Source organism: Halorarum sp. SLYT50 (assembly GCF_059821265.1).
The window spans coordinates 1,385,007-1,406,210 of sequence record NZ_CM187555.1; the positions used below are offsets into that span (position 1 = coordinate 1,385,007).

At 59.1% G+C, this 21,204-nt stretch carries 18 protein-coding genes and 2 pseudogenes; 12 read left to right on the plus strand and 8 right to left on the minus strand.

Annotated features, from left to right (window positions below; translation table 11 throughout):
- The first annotated feature begins 14 nt into the window (after window positions 1–14).
- The 3 genes from AC6RUA_RS07295 (at window position 15) to AC6RUA_RS07305 (ending at window position 5,932) form a co-directional block, all read left to right on the plus strand.
- The gene (locus AC6RUA_RS07295; RefSeq protein ID WP_499815269.1) at window positions 15–1,241 is read left to right on the plus strand and encodes a DUF8128 domain-containing protein; all 1,227 of its coding nucleotides are present in this window, start codon (window positions 15–17) and stop codon (window positions 1,239–1,241) included.
- The gene (locus tag AC6RUA_RS07300) at window positions 1,231–4,329 is read left to right on the plus strand and encodes a type IV secretory system conjugative DNA transfer family protein (RefSeq protein ID WP_499815270.1); all 3,099 of its coding nucleotides are present in this window, start codon (window positions 1,231–1,233) and stop codon (window positions 4,327–4,329) included. Before AC6RUA_RS07295 ends, AC6RUA_RS07300 begins: the two co-directional genes overlap by 11 nt.
- 349 nt (window positions 4,330–4,678) lie before the next feature.
- Window positions 4,679–5,932 carry a phage NrS-1 polymerase family protein gene (locus tag AC6RUA_RS07305; RefSeq protein ID WP_499815271.1) on the plus strand — a complete coding sequence of 418 codons (1,254 nt, stop codon included), beginning with the start codon at window positions 4,679–4,681 and terminating at the stop codon, window positions 5,930–5,932.
- Window positions 5,933–5,975: 43 nt separating this feature from the next.
- Here AC6RUA_RS07305 and AC6RUA_RS07310 read toward each other — a convergent pair whose 3' ends face one another.
- The 4 genes from AC6RUA_RS07310 to AC6RUA_RS07325 form a co-directional block, all read right to left on the minus strand.
- A complete protein-coding gene (locus AC6RUA_RS07310) occupies window positions 5,976–6,500 on the minus strand; it encodes a PIN domain-containing protein (RefSeq protein ID WP_499815272.1) in 525 nt (174 codons plus the stop codon).
- A complete protein-coding gene (locus tag AC6RUA_RS07315; protein ID WP_499815273.1) occupies window positions 6,501–6,821 on the minus strand; it encodes a hypothetical protein in 321 nt (106 codons plus the stop codon).
- A 185-nt stretch (window positions 6,822–7,006) separates the two neighbouring features.
- A complete protein-coding gene (locus tag AC6RUA_RS07320; RefSeq protein ID WP_499815274.1) occupies window positions 7,007–7,462 on the minus strand; it encodes a hypothetical protein in 456 nt (151 codons plus the stop codon).
- 197 nt (window positions 7,463–7,659) lie between these two features.
- Entirely contained in the window at window positions 7,660–7,776 is a 117-nt protein-coding gene (locus tag AC6RUA_RS07325; protein WP_499815275.1) for a DUF5763 domain-containing protein, read from the minus strand.
- A gap of 188 nt (window positions 7,777–7,964) precedes the next feature.
- Here AC6RUA_RS07325 and AC6RUA_RS07330 point away from each other — a divergent pair, with 188 nt between their 5' ends.
- Window positions 7,965–8,876 (plus strand): hypothetical protein, encoded by a 912-nt coding sequence (locus AC6RUA_RS07330; RefSeq protein ID WP_499815276.1) that lies wholly within the window; start codon window positions 7,965–7,967, stop codon window positions 8,874–8,876.
- A 49-nt stretch (window positions 8,877–8,925) separates the two neighbouring features.
- On the opposite strand, the gene AC6RUA_RS07335 is transcribed toward AC6RUA_RS07330, so the two are convergent.
- Window positions 8,926–9,222 (minus strand): hypothetical protein, encoded by a 297-nt coding sequence (locus AC6RUA_RS07335; RefSeq protein ID WP_499815277.1) that lies wholly within the window; start codon window positions 9,220–9,222, stop codon window positions 8,926–8,928.
- A 178-nt stretch (window positions 9,223–9,400) separates the two neighbouring features.
- Between AC6RUA_RS07335 and AC6RUA_RS07340 the strand changes: the two are divergent.
- Window positions 9,401–10,379, plus strand: a pseudogene (locus tag AC6RUA_RS07340) (IS1595 family transposase).
- 516 nt (window positions 10,380–10,895) lie between these two features.
- Here AC6RUA_RS07340 and AC6RUA_RS07345 read toward each other — a convergent pair.
- The 3 genes from AC6RUA_RS07345 to AC6RUA_RS07355 all read right to left on the minus strand — a co-directional run bounded on the left by AC6RUA_RS07345 (window position 10,896) and on the right by AC6RUA_RS07355 (window position 15,165).
- The gene (locus AC6RUA_RS07345; protein WP_499815278.1) at window positions 10,896–14,225 is read right to left on the minus strand and encodes a PAS domain S-box protein; all 3,330 of its coding nucleotides are present in this window, start codon (window positions 14,223–14,225) and stop codon (window positions 10,896–10,898) included.
- 316 nt (window positions 14,226–14,541) lie between these two features.
- Window positions 14,542–14,799, minus strand: coding sequence for a DdfA family disk-determining factor (gene ddfA, locus AC6RUA_RS07350; RefSeq protein ID WP_499815279.1), 258 nt, complete (start codon window positions 14,797–14,799; stop codon window positions 14,542–14,544).
- 36 nt (window positions 14,800–14,835) lie between these two features.
- A complete protein-coding gene (locus tag AC6RUA_RS07355) occupies window positions 14,836–15,165 on the minus strand; it encodes a DUF7344 domain-containing protein (protein ID WP_499815280.1) in 330 nt (109 codons plus the stop codon).
- Between AC6RUA_RS07355 and AC6RUA_RS07360 the strand changes: the two are divergent.
- The 7 genes and pseudogenes from AC6RUA_RS07360 to AC6RUA_RS07390 all read left to right on the plus strand — a co-directional run.
- Window positions 15,046–15,550, plus strand: a pseudogene (locus AC6RUA_RS07360) (DUF6610 family protein); the annotation flags it as partial. The gene AC6RUA_RS07355 and the pseudogene AC6RUA_RS07360 sit on opposite strands and share 120 nt — an antisense overlap.
- A gap of 116 nt (window positions 15,551–15,666) precedes the next feature.
- On the plus strand, window positions 15,667–16,941 hold the full coding sequence (locus AC6RUA_RS07365; protein WP_499815281.1) for an RNA-guided endonuclease TnpB family protein: 1,275 nt from the start codon (window positions 15,667–15,669) through the stop codon (window positions 16,939–16,941).
- 131 nt (window positions 16,942–17,072) lie between these two features.
- Window positions 17,073–17,420 carry a DUF8013 domain-containing protein gene (locus tag AC6RUA_RS07370; protein WP_499815282.1) on the plus strand — a complete coding sequence of 116 codons (348 nt, stop codon included), beginning with the start codon at window positions 17,073–17,075 and terminating at the stop codon, window positions 17,418–17,420.
- 580 nt (window positions 17,421–18,000) lie between these two features.
- On the plus strand, window positions 18,001–19,083 hold the full coding sequence (locus AC6RUA_RS07375; RefSeq protein ID WP_499815283.1) for a transcription initiation factor IIB: 1,083 nt from the start codon (window positions 18,001–18,003) through the stop codon (window positions 19,081–19,083).
- A gap of 412 nt (window positions 19,084–19,495) precedes the next feature.
- Window positions 19,496–19,831: an ArsR/SmtB family transcription factor gene (locus tag AC6RUA_RS07380; protein ID WP_499815284.1), complete on the plus strand. Its 336-nt coding sequence runs from the start codon at window positions 19,496–19,498 to the stop codon at window positions 19,829–19,831.
- Window positions 19,828–20,301, plus strand: coding sequence for an SRPBCC domain-containing protein (locus AC6RUA_RS07385; RefSeq protein WP_499815285.1), 474 nt, complete (start codon window positions 19,828–19,830; stop codon window positions 20,299–20,301). Before AC6RUA_RS07380 ends, AC6RUA_RS07385 begins: the two co-directional genes overlap by 4 nt.
- A gap of 263 nt (window positions 20,302–20,564) precedes the next feature.
- On the plus strand, window positions 20,565–21,185 hold the full coding sequence (locus AC6RUA_RS07390) for a hypothetical protein (RefSeq protein ID WP_499815286.1): 621 nt from the start codon (window positions 20,565–20,567) through the stop codon (window positions 21,183–21,185).
- Window positions 21,186–21,204 lie beyond the last annotated feature (19 nt).

Here is a 21,204-nt window from a genome sequence, read left to right on the forward strand (position 1 = left end):
CGACCTTTCCGACAATGTTCCCGACAACTACGACGGCAACGCCGACTAGCACCGATCTCACACCAGACCTCATCGAACGGGTCCACGAGGCGACCGACAATGAGTCTCTGATCCGTATTCGACCCTATCCCGAGACCGACGGCATTGCAGCAGGGCCGCGATTCCTCCGTGGCTTCCATACCGCGCCCGCCGGGTCGCTCCATCGAGGGGACGCACCGGTCTACGCGGCTGAAATCTGGTTCACCGATGGGAAGCTCCAGTTCTATCTTCGGGCACCCGATCTGCAGGACGCGATTGCCCTCGTCAACGCACACTACCCCAACAGTGACACCCAGCAAGTCACCGGCACCGGGTTCCCGGACATCTCCCCGGAGCAGTCCGTCGCTGGCTGCCACCTCGAACTCCGACAGGACGCAACGTATCCAGTCAAACACCTCGACTCTCGTCCGCCACTCGATGACGACCCCTACCGAACGATCCTCTCCCGCCTCATCGGCGGTGACGACGAGACGACCGTCCTTCAGACCGTGTTTATGCCAGTTACCCGGACGTGGACACGGCGAGGGCTGCTCGGTCGGGTCGGAGGCGGCGACGTTACTCACATCGCAGAAGCCCGTCGGCAGGGTACCGTCGAAGGGTATCTACACCCCCAGGTGTTCCAGTCGAAACGCGACACTCAGGCCGCCGACGATATCGTGGCTCAACTGGGTCGCCCGGCGTTCGCGACGACGATCCGTGTCGTAACCATTGCACCGAACGCTTCGACAGCCGAGCACCGACTCAGCCGCGTTGCCGACGCGGTCACCGCACTTGATCACGAGCACACCAACCAGGGGTTCATCCCTCGATACGCATCTGCATCTCATCTCCCGGCCGTCCTCGAGACCACCGCGATGCGCGCACTCACTCCCAACAGCTGGTTCAAACGTGCGCTGTGGGGGCGGATGAACGTCCTCACATTACGCGAGCTCGCTGGACTCGTCCATCTTCCCAACGAGGCTGTGGAGAACCCGACTGTGGACTGGTCACAGACAGCCGCTGGGGTCGGCGTCCCCGCTGATGTTCCCGCATTCTCAGCACGGATGTCCGCTTCAGGAGGTGTTCAGCCTGACGACCAGTCGTGGGCTGACGACCATGGTTCCAAACGGGAATCGGGTGACAATCACGAGTTCGAGCAGTACGTGGCCAGTGGAAACTCCGGTGCGGATGAGATCGGGCGGGGAGGCGATGATGGTGTTTGAACGGCTCTTCGGAAATGACGAATCCACCGAACCGGAGACAGAACCAGCAGACGCAGCTCGGGCGGACGGCGAGGCCGCGATCTCCGAACTCGAATCCATGGAAGCGGATTCGATCTCCGGTCCAGATGCATCTCTCCACTCACGATTGGGAGAGTCGTACGATGTCTCAGTCACCGATACGGCCTCCGTCGGTGGGAAACCCACCATCACCGACACAGCGACTGAGGGCGTCGTCGCTGGCTCCTACGTTCGGGACATGTTCGAGGCAGGTGCCGAGACCGCTCAGGCTCCCCTCTGGATCGGCTATGACGAGGACGCACACCGCGGGTTCCGCGAGGCTCCCCTCCGCTTCGAATCGCTCTTCCGCCACCTCTGGATCACGGGCACCACTGGGTACGGCAAGACCACTGCGTTGCTCAACATGATGGTCCAGTGGGCGTACGCTGGCTACGGATTCGTCTACGTCGACCCGAAGGCCCGTGACTCCCGTGAACTCCTCCGGATGCTCCCCGAGCACCGTCTCGACGACGTCGTCTGGATCGAACCCGGATCGGTCGAACATGACCGCACGGTCGGACTCAACTTCCTCGAACTCCCCGACTGCGATACCACGACAGAGCGTGAGAACGAGATCGAGAACCGCATCGAGAACCTGAAAGCGATCTTCGACACGGACGAGTACTGGGGGGTGAACATGGAGTCGATCACCGAGTCGATGGCGCGCGCCATGATGCAGTCCGAGAGGCCGTTCTCGGTGATCGACATGTACTTCACTCTGTTGAACGCTGAGCGCCGCGAAGAGTTCGCTCTCGACGTCGACGACCCCTACGTGCGTGAGTTCTGTCTCGAAATCGCCCAGATGGACGACGAGACAGTCCGTCCGCTTCTGAAGCGCATCAAGTCGTGGGTCGAGAACGCAGTCATTCGGCGAATCATCGCCCATCGCGAGAGCACGATCGACTTCCGCGACATCGTCGCCAACGACCGGATTGTCATCGTCTCCACGCCCGTCGAGAATACGGACATCAAGAAGATGGTCACGCTCGGCGTGATGCGGAACCTCTGGAGCGCCATCCAGCACCGATCCTATGGACAGGATTCCGAGCCGGACCCGTACTTCGTCCTCTGTGATGAGTTCGACGACATCGCGAGTGAGAACCTCGACATCGAATCGATGCTCGCCCGTGCCCGGTCGATGCGCCTCTCGGTCACTCTGGCGTCCCAGTACCCGTCGCAGTTCGACGAAGACACCCTCAAGTCGATGCAGAACAACTGCGACACGCTCCTCTCCTTCTCAGTGAACGACGTCGACGACGCGCGGCTTCTGATGAAACGGTTTCAGGGCTATACGGTCGAGGACCTCATCTCGACTGATCAGTACCAGGCCTGGACGAAGCTCCCACTGGGCGGAGGCCAATACTCCGATCCCGTCCTGATTCGTTCGTTCCCACCCTATCCACCGCTCCGATCGGCCGATGCCGTCGACGACATTATCGGGCAGAGTCTCGCTCGGTACGGGACTGACCCCTTGACCGATGCAGAGATTCTACAGAACCTCCTCTATAGCGACTCGAACGACGCCGCTAACCCGGAGAAGGTGCTGGCCGAGACGATGGCGGAAGCGATCCGTGCAGTACAGCTCCGGGAGAGCGTCCGCGAGGAGAACGGCTGGGTGGAAACCACCGTCGTCGACGACGAGCTACTGCAGCGTCTCGATCGTGACGACGAGGCCCATCTCGACATCGAGGTCGACCCCGTCGACCTGCTAGACGTCCGTGACACCTCCCGGTTGATCGAGGTCGACCTGGACGTGGAGGCCGACACTGTAGTGGCGCGGCTGTCCGAGGACGGCGAGGATGCAATCCGGCCCGAGACGGGGACTGTCCGGGCAGCTGGTGGGGCGGAACACGACGCCTTACTCACCGACACCGAACGTGCCCTCACCGAACGCGGGTTCAGCGTCAGCATCCTTGAGCAGGATGGGAGTGAACAGCCGGACGCGAAGGCGACTCATCCCGCGTTCGAGACCACATTCACCATCGAAGCCGAGACGACGACTCCCGACCGGCCCGTGAAGGTTCTCCGGAACCTCGCCCGGGCTCGCGAGGCAGGTCGAACGCCGATCTTCGCCGTCCGGCCAGGAGATACGACAGGCCAGACGGCGGCGCGGGTCGAGAACATCTGTTTGCCACCCATCCGAGAGATGGCCGACGGTACCGAGCGATTCTACACCTGCGATGAGCGCCTGACGTTCGGTGGTGGCGCGACGACCCGTGGAGGCGTAACGGCTGTTCGGCCACGGGAAGGGGACTCGAACCGGACGGTCTGGATGCACGATGATGACGAGTACGTCCTCTCGGACGGTGAGACGGAGTTCGCTCGGATCCCGGCAGACAGCCAGCTCTCCAAAGACGCCCTCCCGGCGACGTACAGCTACGACCGAGAGACTGGGAAGTATACAGTGTACGAGCCAGGTGAAACCCACTACTACGACTCGAAAGCGGAGTTCCAGGATGCGTGGATCCCGGTGAAGCGTCCATTCATCCCCGATGACGAATTGCCGGACGGAACGGTGGCCCGGGACGCCTTCATCGTCGTAGTTGTCCCTGCAGACGGACAACCGGTGGTCTACCAGAGCGGTCGTACATATGCCCTGTCGGACTGCCTCGATGATGGATCACTCTGGCCAGCCTCCGAGACAGGTGGAGATGCCCCAGTTGTGGACTCGGCTGCGGGCAACGGTCGTCTCGGTGCTGAAACACCTCCCCCGGTGGCTGCCGATCCGTCGGTGGACCTCGACGCGCATAGCAATGCCGTCGAAGCGTTTGCTGCCATGTACGTTCGCGAAGCCCCGGACGCGATGGTCTCGGAAGACCGTCTCTTTGAGTCGTACTCTCACTGGCTCGCCCAGCATGACCTCGATGGGACGACTGACAAAGGGTGGTTCACCCGGAAGCTGGGGAAGGTCGTCGACTTCGAGACCGAACGGGCGCGCCAGGATGGGGACCGAGTCCAATTCTACACGGGAATCACCCTGACGCCAGACAGCAAGATGCTCCTCGACTCAGACAACCAACCAGATTCATGATACAGTTCAACCCCCGAGTTTCCAGTGCCGACGGGCAGCAGAAGCGAGCATGTCCAACCTCGGATTCGTGCCCCGTTCGGGCCACGAATGCTTGCTTTCCCGCCAGTGTCCAACCAGAGTGTCCAACCAGCGCATTCGACCAACGATGGGTGTCCATACAGAACCGCGGTACGGCGTGCCTGTCCAACCAGACGCCTCGTCACAACCAACCAGTAAAGACTGAACTGAGGTCTCGAAAGACAGGGGGACATAGGGGCTGGCTGCAGCGACCGGGGTATTGCCCATCATATCATAATAGATATATGGTTTTGGGAACGCCGACTGCGGACCGCTGGCAGGGGTGGGACGGATGACCACCGAGTGCTCGATGAACTTCGATGCGATTCCAGCAGCACTCCGGGAGCGCGACCAGTGGGTGTGCTGGCGGGCCGAAGAGCGGGATAGTAAACAGACGAAGGTCCCAGTGACGCCCGAGAGAGGATCGTTCGCATCGGCGACCGACCCGGACACGTGGACAGCCCTCGAGGCAGCACGCGACGACGCCGCAGCTGGGAATGCCGACGGTATCGGATTCGTCTTTACTGACGACGACCCAATCGTCGGCGTCGACCTCGACGACTGCCGCGACCCAGAGTCCGGCGACGTCGACGACACTGCACGGGATATCATCGAACGGCTTGACTCCTACACGGAGATTTCGCCGTCCGGAACCGGCTATCATGTGCTCATCACCGGTGATCTCCCTGATGGTCGGAATCGACGGGGGAGCGTCGAGCTGTACGACACGGCCCGGTTTTTCACCGTCACCGGCGACCACGTCGAGGTCACTCCTGGACGCATCGCGCGTCGACAGGATGCCCTCGAGGCGATTCACCGCGAGTACATCCAGGACCCCGAGCCAGACACGACGTCCGAGACAGATCGTCGCGGTCCTGTGGCCGAGGATGCGTCTGAACCGACAGTCGATGTCGATCTTGACGACGAGGAACTCCTGCGGAAAGCACGGACCGCGTCGAACGGCTCAAAGTTCGACCGGCTCTGGAACGGTAGGACGTCCGGCTATGACAGCCATTCAGAGGCCGATATGGCCCTGTGCTGTCTGCTGGCGTTCTGGACTGGTGGGGACCGGTCGCGGATGGATCAGCTGTTCCAGCAGTCCGGATTGATGCGCGAAAAATGGGACGAGGTGCACTACGCCGATGGGTCGACGTACGGTGAGAAGACGATCAAGCGTGCACTCCAGACTACCTCAGAGTTCTACGAGCCGCAGTCTCAAGAGACGTCCGAGCCGACGGACACGACCACCGGCCGAGTCGCCGCCAGCGACGACCCAGAGCGGAGTCGAGCGTATCTCATCGAGAAGAATCAGCTGTTGCGAGAACGCGTCGACACACTCGAAGCGACCCTGGAAACCAAGACCAAGCGTATCGATGTACTCGAAGCAGAACTCGAAGAGATGGAAGCGGCACAGGCCACTCGAACTGATCAGGAGGTGTCGACACCCGAAACTGCTGATTCCCGTTCAGTTGACGACGGCACCCAGTCGGAGGGCTCGTCGCTCTGGGGACGGACGAAGCGAATGCTCGGCGTGAATGTAGAGTAGAATCCCATTGGTGTCTATCCAAGACGTGCAGGTACAGGTCGTCTCACTCGTCTTGTCGTTGCTGTTGCAGTGTGGACCTCGCCCGTGCGACGTAGGTATTCGCTGACCAGCTACGGGCGTCGCTCATCTCGTCAAGAAACCCCTCGGCAGCCTCTGGGGAGAGTACGTCGTTTCGGACGAGCGCTGTAAGGACGATCGGCGTCGTCACAAGGCGTGTATCCGCTAGTGACGCATGCACCATCGCGAGTCGGTTGAACTCGTCACAGAGCAGTTGGACGGCATCGACGTCATTGGCCAGTGTGACTGCCGCGTTCTCGCCGTCATCGAGTGGAAACGTCTCATCGAGCTCAACGCTGCGAACCTCGAACATGACCTGTCGATCGAGGACGGCTTGTGCCGCCTGACCCGAGGCATCGTCATAGGAAGCCGTCTCGGTGAGTTCGTCGACGACCTGCTCGGGGAGGATGACGTCGTGCGCATCAAGCAGCAGGTCGAGTGGGTTCGGCATGGAATCTGCGACGGTCCCTAAACTGACGAGGGCGGACGTATCGGCGACGATGCGTACCATTTAGCCGTCGGCCAGCTCCTCCGCCACGTCGTCGACGAACGCCTCGCTCAGCTGTTGTTTCAGGAGCCGGAAGTTCGCTGCCTCCTCGTGGCCGACAAGGGCTTTCAGCTCCTCAAAGGTGATGTCGTCGTCGTAGTAGGCCTCCGCAATCTCCTGCTTCATCTCGTCGGAGTGCGCCGCGTCTCGGAGGTACTCTTGGAGAGCAGAGATGAGAATATCCGTCCGGTCCGTCTCGAACACTGCTGCGAGGGTATCGGCCCGATCGACCAACCCTCGCGGCGCTCGGAACTGGACGCGCTTTTTCTCGGAGTCGGAACTCATGTGTGTACATTGTGAGCGCAGCAGTAAAACACTTCCCTCGCAGGACTCAGCCGTGCATCAGAGATAGAACCACATCAACTAACGCGGTACCCTTGGTCAGCCCAACTCTATTCGGAGGTGGTGAACTGAGGGGTTTGGCCATGTAAGATGGAATCAAAGTACCCATTGGGACGATTATTTCGGGCTCATTCAGCATCTAGTGGTTTACCGAAGACAACCTGTAAGATCACTCCGTGCTCCTCATGTTCGATGAAGTAACTATGACCTTCCTCGGTGGAGTCGTAGGCTTCCAGTTCCTCAAGTGCATCTGAAACGGCCCCCATGTCTCGTTCTCGAGTGAGGGTGCTGCGGAGCCACTCAGGTTGACCTCCTTCTGTTTCGAGTGCGCTTTTCATCGCGAGCTGAACCGGTGCCAAATCTACGATCGCTGGGTGTTCAGATGAATTGATCGTCGCATCTTCTGGGATATCTTCATCTTCAACAACCGTAGCGGCTATCGCTCGACCATCTTTCGTACTGTGGTATACACCGTACCAGCTTCCTACTGTCGCTCCAACCGCAATCCCAATTGGTCCGAATGGTGAGCCCACGGCGCCGCCAACTAAAGCGCCTGTGCCAGCTGAGGGTCCAGTAGTTGTCACGGTCGACCGAAATCCGTTGATTGCATCTGTGAACTCCAGAGATCTTAGCGCCTGCCCGACACCGCCAGCGTGTGCGACAATATCGTTGACGTTCTGGGCAACATCTCGCTGGACTCCGGATAGCTGCTCTGGCGCAGTAGAGAGGTGTTCCGAGACAATAACTAGAAGTCCGTCTGAACTCGAATCGGCTCCGTCAATTATCTCATTCGATCGTCATGCTGGAAACAGAAGCGGTCCCCCTTTGCTATTCGACTACAGCGACTTCCGGATTGTGTTATCGCGATACACTGTTCTTCCTCAGGAATTTCAGGCATAGCTGAAGTCTATACGCCTATTGAACAAACCATTGGTGCCCTTCACACCGACCCGACTATATCGTATTGCTTGTCTTACTTAGACGAGCATGATCCTAGTAGAGATTAGTTCGTGGACAACGACTCAGTGCATACGCCTTACTACCGTCTAGTGCGGTTTGATCACAGAACATATTCATCGAACTAAGATGGACAAGGCGAAATTTCTCTCTCGACTCCGATCAACCTGCGCCGATGCAATTGAGGAGTACCGGCGTCGATTTCCAGAGCAACCGCCTCTGTCAGAGCGGCTCTCCCACGACGACAGCCCCCTCGCCACCGAGGCCGATATTCAGACTTGCTTTTTAGCCCTCGTCGACTTCTACGACGACCTCTTCGACGTGGATTCAATGTCGTACCGAGATCACTGGCGTGACCACCTCGTGTATGACCTATCGAGACGAGAGCGACTTACGCTGCTCGCCAACGACCCCCCTGAGTCGCTGACGTTCTTCTGGATTGGAGGCCGGTATGCCGCTCACACGGGTCACATCGGGATCAGTGGCGGCCGTCTTCCCGTGGCGCGGGCGTCCGCGGTGCTCGCCTCGGAGCTGTGTCACGCCTACCAGCATCGCTTCGACTCCCCGACCTGGCGCCATCCGTATCTGCAAGAGGGGTTCGAGAAGGCGGCGTCGATTCACGCGCTAACACATCTCGCCCAGGAACAAGACGACGAGGCGATGGAACACAGTGCGCTCCGGCAGCGGACGACAGCCCTCCTCGAAGGTGTCCTTGCACATGGGACGCGCCAAGGAGGCATCACGGCTGATACCGTTCGTGAGGTCGGTATCACCGACACCGAGCTGTCGGCCCTCCAAGCGGCGCTGCCATGGCGAGTCCTCGGTCGCATTCGACCACGATATCGATGGGGGAGCATCGCTTTTCTCCCCGAATACGACCTCTTTGGGTCGCTGCTGCTCGTGAGCGACGCTGTGAACGTACCGAACACCTACACGCGAGCGTTTTGGGGAGAGCACCCGTGGGAAGCGATTATCGCTGACATCCGGTCAACCACGCCAAGCTGGTTTTGGACGTGGTATTACTCGAACGGAGAATCGTGACTCACCAGAGTCCGATCTATGGACAACCCTGACCGTCATCGTCTCGCGATTACCGACGAACCGTGTCCGTAGTCGCCACCAGTTCGTCGATAAATTCGGTAAGTAGCTCTTCTGGATCTCGGTCGGGGTGGTTCGGGGATTCCTTCCAGAGTTCGACGTCGAACGCCTGTGCTGCGGTCGCTTCCCCCTCTGTGACGATAACCATGAGAATCGTCTGTTGATAGATTACGATCGTTCGGTGGTCGTCGACGCCGAGATGTTCAATCGCGGCCGTGTTCAGTGCAGTGCGGAGATCTACTGGTTCAGCTACCGTACACTGCTGTACCGGCTCCTCATCGCCCGCCATAGCAGCCGATACTCTCCGTCAGTACAAGTATGCCGGGCCTCCGTGAACCCCAATCTCCTGAAAGCCTCGGAAGTGATGGAGGAGTTCGGCACAGTCGAGGCTGCCAGGTCACTCTCGCTCTTATGCAAAGCTGCGGGAAGTCCGTGTAGTTACACTGAGTCGGCGATAATCTAGCGGTATGTCTTCTGCTCAGCCGGCGTTCGGCGGGATGTTTCGAGAGCTGATCGAGCTGGGCGTCGTCGAGATCGACACCGAGCCGCTCGATGCGTGCATCGAGCGACGACTCAAGGATTTCTGGGAGTACACGTCCTGTCCACGCTGCAGGCACAACGCTGTCCAGAACGTGGTCTGACCTTGACCGCGTCTGGTGTCGTGACTGCAATTTTAAACCGGTGTACACCTACGTAACACCATTTCACGAGAAGCACCTCGCCGCAGGTGAGGTGCTTCTCGCGTTCACGCTGTACGCAGATACGTTGCTTAACATCAATCAGATCGCGCCGCTGCTCGGCCGGGCGTACAGGACGGTCTACTACGCGATTCGTGAGGTGGAAGCCGCGATCCATCGCAGTTTCCCGGTCGTTTGGGAGCTTCTCGAGTAGACAATCGACGGACCGACACAGGTCGACGAGTGCGGTGCTGTCTGTTCGGGGTACAAAGGCCAAGATCCGTCGCGAGAGAGCCGTCGTCGCGGCGGATCGTCCGGATCAGGGCGGTCGCGATGGCGGGGACGCCACGGCGACCAGCTGACGCTCGTCGCGGCGTGCCGTGACTCGCTGCGCGTAATTCGCGACCACCCGGGAATCGATTACAGCGGGGATCTTGAACCCGTAATCCTGGAGGCTGCAGACCTCTCTACGGAGTTAGGAGAGGTCTGGACTGACGGCCTGCAAGCGTCTCGAGAGATGGAGTTCGATCACCGAACGGTCGTTCACAAGGAGCGATATGTGTCCGCAGAAGGCGTCCACATCAACCAGACCGAGTGTCTGTTTTCGCTCGTCACACCGTGGCTGCAGAAGTTTCGCGGCATATCCAAGCAGGGCTTGGAACAGGCCGCTCACACCTTCGGCCTTATTCGATCATTGAACCTCGCTGGCGAATCACTCGAAACCACCATCGACTGCCTCGTTATCGGGGGTTTCCGTAGCCCTACATAATACTGTCAACGATTAGCCAACATGCGGCCAATTCTTCACTAGCGATGGTTAATCCTCATCAGGAAACGATCTCTCGGACGTCCAAGCCGCAAAGAGAGGTCATCGAGGAGTAATTGATTATGGCCGTGGATATCTCAACGCTGGAATCGCTATGCGATCACGTTGTGAGTTTCCACGTAATGACCGCGCCCTGTTGATGTACTGGATGACGTAGGTCTGTGAATTCAGCGATTATCAGCGTCGTGAGCGTCAGATCGTACCAGTAATCCGTTCAATAGGTGATTAACAGCCTTCGGATGTGCGTCTTTCCGTTCGGCTATCGCCGTGGGTCAGACTCCATAGTCGTCGTGCGCGTCGAACGCCTCTGCCGGTATCTCTATCTCTCACTGGTCGGCGAGATGCTCGCGTGTCACCGCGATCAGACCATGGATGTGGATGGACTCTTGTTTTCACATGAGCAAGTACTCTCACTCGTCGTCAGTATAGATTACGCCACTTAAATTCGGTATGCCCCGGTCAGTCATACGCTGTCGATGGATCGGCAATGGGGCCGACCAGCTTTCGCAGACCAACTCGGAGGTGCTGATAAAACGTGGATGGGGAAATTCCTATGGATTCGGCGATGTCTTCGCCGGTGCTGTCGCGTGGTTGCTCGAAGAATCCGGCAAGGTAGGCGGCCTCGAGTGCGTCACGCTGTTTATCCGTCAGACGGTCAGTGACGGCTGCCTGGAACCGACGTTGGGGATGCAGCGGCCGGTCGACCGTCTCTTTGGCCTGTAGTTCGACATTGGTCACAGTCGCCTCTAGGGCGTCGATTACACGGCTCACGTCAGCTGTCCGTGGGAGGTCGATACGAACCGTCCCGGACTCGCCTTCGGCAGTCATGGCGGTGACCATCCCGCCGTATTCAGCGACAATTGTGGTAATCGACGAGTCCGCCACACCTACTTCGCAGAGACACTCAGTTTCGTGACTGCTCACTACGCGGACGTGATCGAGCATCCCACTTTGATCCGCAAGATCACGAATCGCTCCCGGTGAAGCGCCGGTCACGGTGAAATATTCGAGATACGAATCATCGGTTCGACCGGTGATGCCTTCTAGCGATACGATCGCGTCGAATCGCGTGGCGGCCTGGATGAAGAACTGATCTGGGTCCCGAATTGAGAGTGTGAGCTCAAGGGCATTCTCGGCAACGAGTGCGTCTTTTCGCTCGGCCGCTGCAATCGCGAAGCCGATTGTCTCGCCGAGATCAGCGAAGCTAGCCTGCTGACGCTCGTCGAATGCCGTCGAGTCGGTGGCGTATACCACGAGAACACCGTACAACGCATCCTTGTATTTGATCGGAACGGCCAGTACGGATTTGGTGTCGATGGCTTCACGCTGTCCGGCACATGCGGTTCCGACTGGCTCGCTTCGAGTTTGCCTAACACAAACCTCTTGGTTTTCGACTGCTCGATTTGCAATCCCCCGTGCCGAATCCACCTCGGTCACTGTAGTCTTGTTAGACACGGCGTCGGGATCGATACCGACCTCGACTCGGGGTGTGATTTCAGCAGCCCTCCCCGTCTGTCCTCCGATCCAAGCTGCTTGGTAGAAGTCTGAGGCAGCCAGCTGCTCGCAGACAGTTTGCTCGATTTCAGTGTGCGTCGATTCCTCAACCACTGCGTGGACAAGATCGTGAACGAGCGTGTTGAACTGGTCCAGTTGTGCCAACGCGGTTCGTTGCTGCTCGAGTTCCTGTTCGCGTTCCAATCGATCAGTGATATCCCGGAACACCCACAACCGGCCGTAGTGGATCCCGTCGTAGTCGACTGGTGCGGAGTACCGGTCGAACCATCGGCCATCAGCCAGTTCGATGGTGTCCCGGCTCTCCTCGTGGGAATGATCGTACAGATACTCGACTTTCGTTCGGAACTCGTCCGGATTAGCGAGGGTGTCATGGATACACTTGAGGAGGGTGTCATCCGATCGACTGGTGGCGACCGTTTCGGGGATGTCCCAGAGCTCCAGAAAGCGCTCGTTGTGGTAGAGAACGTTCCGCTCGGAATCGACGACTAACAGCCCATCAACCGTCGTTTCCAGCTGGGCCTCAAGCAGCGCTTTCCGATAGGCGAGTGCTTGTTCGCGCTCTCTGCGCTCGGTGATGTCGCGAATGACGCCGGTGAAAAACCGCTGGTCGTTGTATTCGGCTTCGCTAAACGAGATTGAAAGCGGAACCTCCGACCCGTCCGCACGAAGCCCCGAAACTTCGACGTTCGACCAGTTGATGGTTTGCTCCCCGGTCTCGAGGTACCGCTGTAGCGCAGTTCCGTGCTGAGCCGCGAGATTATCGGACATGAGCGTCGTGATTGATTCCCCGATCAGCTCGTCGGGCCCGTATCCGAAGACGTCCGTGACAGCAGGATTCACCGTCTGGATACTGCTCTCGTCGTCGATCGTGACGATGACGTCGTTCGCTGCCTCCGTGAGCGTTCGATACTGTTCGAGTTCTCGTTCGCGCTCTTTCCGGGTAGTGATATTCCGGAGATAGACCGAGAGGCCTGTTTTCGAGGGGTACGCACGGATCTCAATCCAGGTGTCAGCTGATGGATAGTACTGCTCGAAGGAGACCGACTCTTGTGTCTTCATCGCCGTGTGGAACTTTTCATAGATTTGTAGCTCGGTTGCGACGGGGAACGCCTCCCAGAAGACGGTTCCGAGCAACGCTTCTTCGGATCTACCAACCAATTCTTCGGCATGGGAGTTGAGATAAGTGAACCGCCAGTCGGTGTCTAGTGTGTAAAATCCGTCTGAGATGCGTTCGAATCGTTTGCGGGCCGAAATGTCGCGTCCTACGCTTGCGACGCCCCAGACGGTTCCTTCGTCGTCAGTGAGCGGTGCTCCAGTGAACTCGTAGGGGAGATAGTCGTCGTCTTTCGTGACGAGGTGGGTTTCTTCGAGTTCGATCGTCTCGTGGTTAGTTACCCGACCAATCGCCTTTGCGATCCGCTCTCTGTCCGCTGGCGCGACGAAATCCAGCGGGTGCATCTCAGCGATCTCGGCTGCTCCGTACCCGGTGATATCTGGCGCTTGAGTGTTCCACCAGAGAATCTGCCCATCCGTGTCGAACACAAACAGGAGATCGGGAACGGCGTCCAGCATCGCCCCCCGAATTTCTGTTTCCGGTAGTATCTCATGAGACGTTTGGGAGGGTGAACGGATCTCGGTGTGGCGGTCGTCGTCGCCCGTGAAGGTAGCATAGAGGCTTCTGGTGGTCGAGAGAGCGGTATGACGCAATCGGTCACGGACAGCGGAGAGCGACCGATTCTCGACCGTAAGGAGTCGCCAGGCAGTGCTGTGACGGAGCGTTTGTGGGGAAATATCGGCTGAGTCTCCCCGGCCAGTTGGTGTGTACGGGTGTATCTCGGCACATTCCACCGTTTTAGCAACCAGATCTCGGATCGCCTTGGGCGTCAGCCGACCACCATTCCGAGATGGAAACAGGACTGCGCTGTTGTCCTCGCGGTGATGGAGGTAAGAGGTAAGGAGTCGCCTCGTCCCGAGTGTGTGTTCCGGGTCAAGTTTGAGCGGCACCGAAGAGGGTGAGGGTGGCGTCTGTGTTTCGGGCGATTCCGCGGCGGGGACCTGTATCGCTCCGGTTTCCAGTTCGACGTGGTCGACGTCGAGCTGGACGAGTTCGCCGACTCTGAGACCGGTATCGTACAAGACCGCGACTATTGCCTCGTTGCGCTGCCAGTGTGTTGATTGGAAGCGATCATTGTAACATGCGGTGCGCAACGCCTCAACCTGGTCGGGGTGCAGCCATGTCGCCGCCTGATCGGATGAGGTGAGCGGTACCGTCATGAGGCCTGCCTTCTAACAATGACGATGCAGCTCCTTGAACGTTCGCTTACCTAGCCTTATGATTTTAGACGACCTGGTCTCACTGCTGAGTATTAGTACGATTTCCGCCGACTATCGACACTCAATCGGCTTAGATGACCTTTATCGGTAGCTAAGGTCCACTCCCGCGTGAGATCTAACGTTTGATTACCTTGCGGTGTTATATGGAATAGACACCCCACCAGAGATGTAGTGAAACCCGGCGCGCATGAGCAGCGACACGGATACCTGCCGAATCTATCCTTTGGGTTGAGCTGTCGTGCTGTCGCTTCTCACCTTACGCCTCGACGACAATCTGGCCGCCGGAGTGTACGGCAATAGTGTACCCACAGTACTGAAACACAACCCGTCCTTTCGGATGTGGAAATTCGTCGGTTGAGTACGCAAACAAGCTATCAAGAGCATCTGGGTCGATAACCGTACTGAGTGGCGGCAGTTCGGTTGTATCAACGCCTTCATGTTCAGCAACGGCTTCGATAACCCCAATAGTTGGCGGGGAGTTGGAAGCTCGCAAGGGTGTATTTTTCCGACTCATTGATGCTCATCTATTGCTCCGAGAGAGGTATAGATGCTATACCACGTTATTCTGTGTGTGCCAGTACAGTTTATCGATCGTCTCGTCAGAGCCGTCTGTCTCTCGTCCATCAACCAGCTGGATATCGGCTACTGCATCCACACCGTATCCAAGTAGCGAAAAAAGGTCCCGTTCCAGATTGTATATGACGACGTCGGCACGCTCCAGTCTCGGAAGATGCGTGTGATAGAACTCCAGATAGATGTCCTTCACGTCCTCGGCGGAAGCCCACCCAAACAACTCGAGGCCATCCGACAGCTGACCCGACCGACGCTCACAAACGATCCGCTGGCCGATATCGTGGGGGTCGACTGGAATGGACTTCATCGTGGCGCGCAGTTCGGCGAGTTCTGGACGGCTGACGGCTGGGATGACAGCGGTCGCGACGCCGACCACGTCACCGTTCGAAAGACGGTCCGGCATAGCCTCAGCCGGCTCAAAAAATTCTGGCAGGACCAGGGCATCTGGCCCGATTCGACACCCCAGGCGGACGAGACCGAACTCACCTATTCCGGGCCCACGCCAAGTGATATCGAGAGCGCGGCGTGTACCGAATGCCGCGCCCAACGTGTGGACGACTGATCGTGGCCCATACGTTGCCGAGTACGACACGGGAGCAGTCTGTGGGTACTGCTGCTATGAGTGCTACTTCTCACACCGACATCGGAACAATCTTGAGGAGATTTCCGGTGATCGGAGCGTCTACAGATGAGCAAGGCGAGTGCCTCGGGGCTGGACCCCGAGGGTGAAGCCGACACGAGTCTTTACTTTCACCCTCCGTGGCATGAGCTTATGGACGAGGACGACACATCAGAATTCGCGTAGAAGATGACCGACGAACAGGCTCTCGTCAAGACGTTGGATTTCCAACTCGACATTCGGAGTGACAACGAGAGCCTGCTCCGTGATGCTTGTCTCGAATCGCGCTCGGTGTACAACGAAACCATCCGTCTCGCCAAAGACGGTGTGGACTGTGCCACCATTCCCGACCGTGTGGCCGACGACGCCACCCTCGTGAAGAACACGACGCAGCGTGTCGTCGCCAAAGCCCTCGGCGCGATGGAGAACTACTACGAGTACGACGACTTCGGCCAACCCAGTCACACCAAGGATAGTGCATACCCGCTTCGTGCGAACTACGAGGGGGGGTACAACCTGTCGCTCACCGACGACGGCGAAGTTGCGTTCCGAATCAGCGCGAAACCGTACAAGCACGTTACCGGCGTCCTCGAAGGGAGTGATGCTCACCTCGATATTCTCACGATCGCACTCGAAAGCGACCAGTGGAAAATTGTGACGGCAGAAGCCCTATTCCACAACGACAACGCCGAGTTGCACGTCAACGTCACTAACACCGAGCAGACCGTTCGAGACAAGCAGGACTCACGGACGATTGTTGGCGTGGACGTGAACGAGGACAACGTGGCTTTCACCGCGCTCTCCGAGAACGGTGTCGAAGATACGTTGGTTATCGACTTCCCCGAAATCAAGTTTGAGCGTCACCGCTACTTCACGATGCGGAAGCGCGTTCAGAACGCGGGGAAAGACAGTATTCACCACACGCTGGAGGGACATGAGGAACGGTTTGTCCGCGACAGACTCCACAAGGTGTCTCGGCACATCGTGGAGTGGAGCCGTCAGTTCGAGAAGCCGTGTATCGTCTTTGAAGACCTCAAAGAGATGCGCGACAGTATCGACTACGGTACGCGGATGAACCGACGCTTGCACCACCTCCCGTTCCGCGCCCTCCAATACTACACGTCGTACAAGGCATCGTTCGAGGGCATCCCGACTGCGTGGATTAACCCCGAGTACACGAGCCAGCGATGTCCGATGTGTGGACACACAGAGCGAGCGAATCGCAACAAGAAGCGGTTCACGTGCCGGTCGTGTTCCCACCAAGACCACAGCGACCGAGGTGCAAGCGTCAACATCGCCGTGAAAGGGATCACGAAACTCGATTGGAATGTGCCTGCTCTCAACAGCCTTCCCGTTGTTCGGACGGTGCGACGGCAGGCATCGGGGGCCGTGGACGCCCCGACCGTGACCCACGACACCGCTACAGGCCACCTTGCCGATGGTGTCGTGGGAGTGTCCGATTAACCCACGGGAAGCCTCGGGGCTCGACCCCGAGGCGGTTCACATCCCGCCTGCGTGACGCAGCGTGCTGTTTTTCGCGCCCTCCGGAGAGGACGAGGGCGTGCTAGATCAGGCCCTCCGGGATGGTGATTTCCGTGAGCCAACAACAGCATTCGAACGACGTCTCGATCGATGCAATTCCAGTCGACGTAGCGAACAGCCAATCAACCAGGGTCGAACCAGAAGATGTCCCCAAGGAAATCCGGTCGATTACGCAGGCGCTCGCGACGGAGCAGCCGCCGACGAATCCACTTGTCGTCCTGGAAGCGGCTCGCTGGTGGTATATCCACGCCAAGTTCGGCACTAATCCGGTGTTCCAGTGGGCCATCGAGTGGACGCGGCACCTCGCGACCGACAGGCCCAGCGATGTCGACCAGTTCGACGAGTTCCTTGACTACCTCGTCACAGTCGGCTTCGCTGATGAGAAAGCCGCTCTCCGGTAACCGCCGGGTCGGAGGACGACCGAGACGGCCTCGCCCTTTCTGAGTCCGCCAGGCTGGCGGGTTGTTCGCCGAGCGACCTGACCGGTTGAGCGGTGTTTCTTAACGGCACGCCCCGCTCGCCGCTGCCGCCCTCCGCGTCGCTCGCGACCGACCATTCCGGGCTGCGCCGAGCAAGCTCGCCGTTCCGGGCTAAAATGCATCTGGTCTCGACGCCAGTATTAAGCGCGTTTTCGGTTGCACCCCTCGCAGGCTTTCGCGTTCCAGCGCTTTGGGCCGCTCCGCGCGGCGAGTCACACCGCGGCTCGCCGTGCTCACGACCGTCGCCCTGGACACGAACCCGCAGTCCGGGCCGGACACGAGAAACGGCTTAAAGCTGGCCGCTCGCTCCGGGCGGGTCGACGCGCGGTGCTGGATGATGTGCCTCACTCGGGCGCGCTCTCGCTCGCGCCCACAGGGCGCTCGCGAAGGCGCGAGCGAGAGCGCGCAGACGAGTCTGTCGGTCGTAGTCGTCGGAAAACCGCGATGTAGCAGCATCGCGGTGTCGGGCGCGTGAGCGCCTTCAGGTTCGGTGAAGAACCCAATGTCGAGTACCAACGCAAGCGAAAAGACGGTTTCGGAGGAACAGACAACAACCACCGAGCAGTGCGGTCGCGAGATCACGATCGAGCGGGAACCTACGAGTCGGTCAGCGTGTCCGGAGTGTGACGGCCAAGTGGTGACCAAAGACGAGGAGTCGTTCTGTGCCGACTGCGGGCTGGTCGTCGCGTCCGAGTGGGTTGACCGGAGCCCGACGCTGGCCGATCTGGGCCTGGTCGGAAACGCGTCGCAGAGCATCGAGACGGTGGATCCGCTCCGGACAGACAAGGGGCTGCACACGAAGATCACGAAGAGTACTGACGGACACGGGAATCCGCTCAGCAACGAGCAGTGGAAGAAGTTCCAGCGCCTTCGGAAGTGGCACAAGCGATACCAGTTCGGAGACGATCGAAAGCGGACGAAACGGCTCAACGAAGGGCTGCGGGATGTCGAAATGATCGGCGGCAATCTGGCCCTGCCGGATCACGTCGTCAAGACGGCAGCGCAGTACCTGCGACGCGCCTCGGAGGCGAGATTGGCCGGCGGGCGGATGGCCTGGGAGGCACTCGCGGGCGGTGCCGTACTCATCGCAACACGCGAATCGAGGGTTGATCGTGACGAAGTCGACGTCGACGTGGCAACCTACACGAAGGCGCCTCACGAGCGGGTGTGCGCTGCGGCGCGGAAGATCCGGTGTGAACTCGGGATCGACACTGTCCCCGTCACTCGGCCGAACGCCGTGATGACGATCGTGGACGCGCTCGACGACGATGCACTCCCAGGGAGTGCAGCTGTACGGACGTGGCGGCTGGCGCAACACCTCATGCACCTCGGTGATCAAGTCCCGGTCGGGCCGGGGACGTCGCGGCTCACCATCGCGGCGGCGGCGCTCTACGGCGCGGATCGGTTGACGCCCCAGAAGCATCTCACCCAGGGGCAGGTCGTCGAGGCGACCAGCGCGGTCATGCCGACGTCGACAAGCCGGATCAGTCGGTACAACTGCGAGCTCGTCGACGCCTACGAAGCCCGACACGGAACCACCGACCCGGGTGTCATCCTCGATCAGAAGCCGGATACCCTGCACTAAGCGGAGCACTCTCCCGTTTTTTCTTGTGACCGCCGCCCAGCGGACGCCCCACCTCCCCACCCTCCGCTCCCGACGCCAGAGGCGTCGGCAGCCACAACCTCGCTACCCCCACTAAGGATGTCCTCGAATAGTCCGCAGATCCCTTTTTGCGAGGTAGTGAAACGATAGGTACTGTCCGTGCAACTAATGGCAGATATCCTATGGAGTCGACAGTATGGTCGTGCTTGGTCCAGACGGGAAATGTTCACCGTAGAGATGGACGGAGAAGTCTGTCTTCGCAGAGGTAGTTCAACAGGAGGATTCGTCAAGTCCGGACCACACGAGATGCGTGAGCGTCGGTTGAGGGCAGGGTCTTGGCCTGCATTCTCATTTAAGCAAATGCTTAAGCATCTCGGGCGCAATAGTTTAGAAGATGCTTAAGCATCCTGACGTCGACCTGGATTCGGTCTTTGCTGCACTCTCTCACCCCATCAGGCGCTCGATCATCGAGCAGCTCGCCGAAGGGGAAAAGAGCGTGAGCGAACTGGCTGAGCCCCACGACGTCAGCCTGTCGGCGATCAGTCAACATCTGAGTGTGCTGGAGGACGCCGGGTTACTCCAGCAGACTCACGAAGGCCGGGTACGCCGGTGCGCACTCCAGGGAAAACCCCTGTCCGATGCCTTCTCCTGGATCGTCCAGTACCGGATCTTCTGGGAAGATACGCTGGATGCCATCGCGCAGGAAGTTGAAGGAGACGATCAGTCATGAGCGACCACCCTACCGAAATGGAGACGGGAAGCATCGAAGTAAGCCGCATTATCAAGGCGCCCGCCGAGCGCATTTACTCTGCGTTCCTAGATGCCGACGCCTTGGCGAAATTCTCGCCGCCGGCGGGCTACACCGCCAAGTACGATCACGCCGACGGAGAGGTCGGCGGAACGTATCGCGGGACCTTCACCTCGCTGGACAAGAGTGATGAGCACAGCTTCGGTGGTGAGTACGTGGAGCTGGTGCCCAACGAGCGCATCGTCCAGTCAGACAAGTTCGAGACTGATGCACCTGAGATGCAGGGCGAGATGACCGTGACCATCACCCTTGCGGAGGTCGAGGGTGGGACTGAGGTGACTGTGCGGCAAGAGGGCATCCCCAAACCCATCCCCGAGGAGGATGCTGCAACGGGTTGGGGCATGTCTCTGGAGAACCTGGCTCGGCTGGTGGAGTACCCGGTGGCCGAATAGGGAGGTCGCCGGCCCTCAGCCGTGGGCACACCATCACAGCGTCTAGTGGTGACCAGTGATCCGCACTCACTCTCAAGAATCGGGAGTTATTCACCTCTCTCCGGTAACTACGCACACTCTACATATCGGCCAATTCACGCCTCTCCTGTGAAAAAATAGCAACCATGGCAAGAGTTCTATGATACCCTCGCTACTACCGCTCATCCGTTGAGATAGAGCGAGCACTGGTTTGTCGTCCCCAAGTGGGACGGAGCGAGTTACAGATGTCACCAGCCCCATCGTTTACGATCGACGTTGAGACAGCAGCTGCCTTTCGCGACTGGTTATTTGAGACGGGTGTAGAGAACCACGCCGAGCCACAGATCGCTAATCCGCTCGCTGAACTCGCCGCCGCAATCGATGGCGAACTCCACGACAGCACGGAGTCCGTCGCGATCAGCGCATCGACGACAGCCTTCCCGCCGACTGACCACTCTGCTGGTGTCGATGAACCCAGTTCACCAACGCGGCAGGAATCAGATACCTCCACACGACCAGCAGACAGTATCCCCATTGACGTCGCCGACAGCGACCCGGGCGGACTCTACGATAGTCTCCCCGACGGCGCGTGGAACAGCCCACTCGACCAGCAGAATGCGTCCCAGGATAGCACGCCGACAGCACACGATCAGCCGACATCGTCGACAGTAACGCCCCACCCACAGGGAGAACGGGATCGGGTGTCGGTTCGCTATCTCACTGACTATGAGTGCTCGGTGTGTGGCAGTCTCCGAGAGTTAGAGACCTCGCTACAGGTGTGTGCGTTCGTCGACAGCTGCGCGGCCTGTGGCGCCGTCGACGTCCGGTTCACTTCCATCGGAATCCCCGAGCCAATCCACAAATAATACACAGCAATTCATCTGA

Excerpts from the sequence above, each read along its gene's own strand:
- AC6RUA_RS07355 (WP_499815280.1), bottom strand. The coding sequence starts at position 15,165 with ATGAAGTCCATTCCAGTCGACCCCCACGATATCGGCCAGCGGATCGTT.
- AC6RUA_RS07380 (WP_499815284.1), top strand. The coding sequence starts at position 19,496 with ATGCTTAAGCATCCTGACGTCGACCTGGATTCGGTCTTTGCTGCACTC.
- AC6RUA_RS07335 (WP_499815277.1), bottom strand. The coding sequence starts at position 9,222 with ATGGCGGGCGATGAGGAGCCGGTACAGCAGTGTACGGTAGCTGAACCA.
- AC6RUA_RS07330 (WP_499815276.1), top strand. The coding sequence starts at position 7,965 with ATGGACAAGGCGAAATTTCTCTCTCGACTCCGATCAACCTGCGCCGAT.
- AC6RUA_RS07385 (WP_499815285.1), top strand. The coding sequence starts at position 19,828 with ATGAGCGACCACCCTACCGAAATGGAGACGGGAAGCATCGAAGTAAGC.
- AC6RUA_RS07315 (WP_499815273.1), bottom strand. The coding sequence starts at position 6,821 with ATGAGTTCCGACTCCGAGAAAAAGCGCGTCCAGTTCCGAGCGCCGCGA.
- AC6RUA_RS07390 (WP_499815286.1), top strand. The coding sequence starts at position 20,565 with ATGTCACCAGCCCCATCGTTTACGATCGACGTTGAGACAGCAGCTGCC.
- AC6RUA_RS07300 (WP_499815270.1), top strand. The coding sequence starts at position 1,231 with ATGGTGTTTGAACGGCTCTTCGGAAATGACGAATCCACCGAACCGGAG.
- AC6RUA_RS07375 (WP_499815283.1), top strand. The coding sequence starts at position 18,001 with ATGTCGAGTACCAACGCAAGCGAAAAGACGGTTTCGGAGGAACAGACA.
- AC6RUA_RS07295 (WP_499815269.1), top strand. The coding sequence starts at position 15 with ATGTTCCCGACAACTACGACGGCAACGCCGACTAGCACCGATCTCACA.
- AC6RUA_RS07345 (WP_499815278.1), bottom strand. The coding sequence starts at position 14,225 with ATGACGGTACCGCTCACCTCATCCGATCAGGCGGCGACATGGCTGCAC.
- AC6RUA_RS07365 (WP_499815281.1), top strand. The coding sequence starts at position 15,667 with ATGACCGACGAACAGGCTCTCGTCAAGACGTTGGATTTCCAACTCGAC.
- AC6RUA_RS07305 (WP_499815271.1), top strand. The coding sequence starts at position 4,679 with ATGACCACCGAGTGCTCGATGAACTTCGATGCGATTCCAGCAGCACTC.
- AC6RUA_RS07325 (WP_499815275.1), bottom strand. The coding sequence starts at position 7,776 with ATGCCTGAAATTCCTGAGGAAGAACAGTGTATCGCGATAACACAATCC.
- AC6RUA_RS07310 (WP_499815272.1), bottom strand. The coding sequence starts at position 6,500 with ATGGTACGCATCGTCGCCGATACGTCCGCCCTCGTCAGTTTAGGGACC.
- ddfA (WP_499815279.1), bottom strand. The coding sequence starts at position 14,799 with ATGAGTCGGAAAAATACACCCTTGCGAGCTTCCAACTCCCCGCCAACT.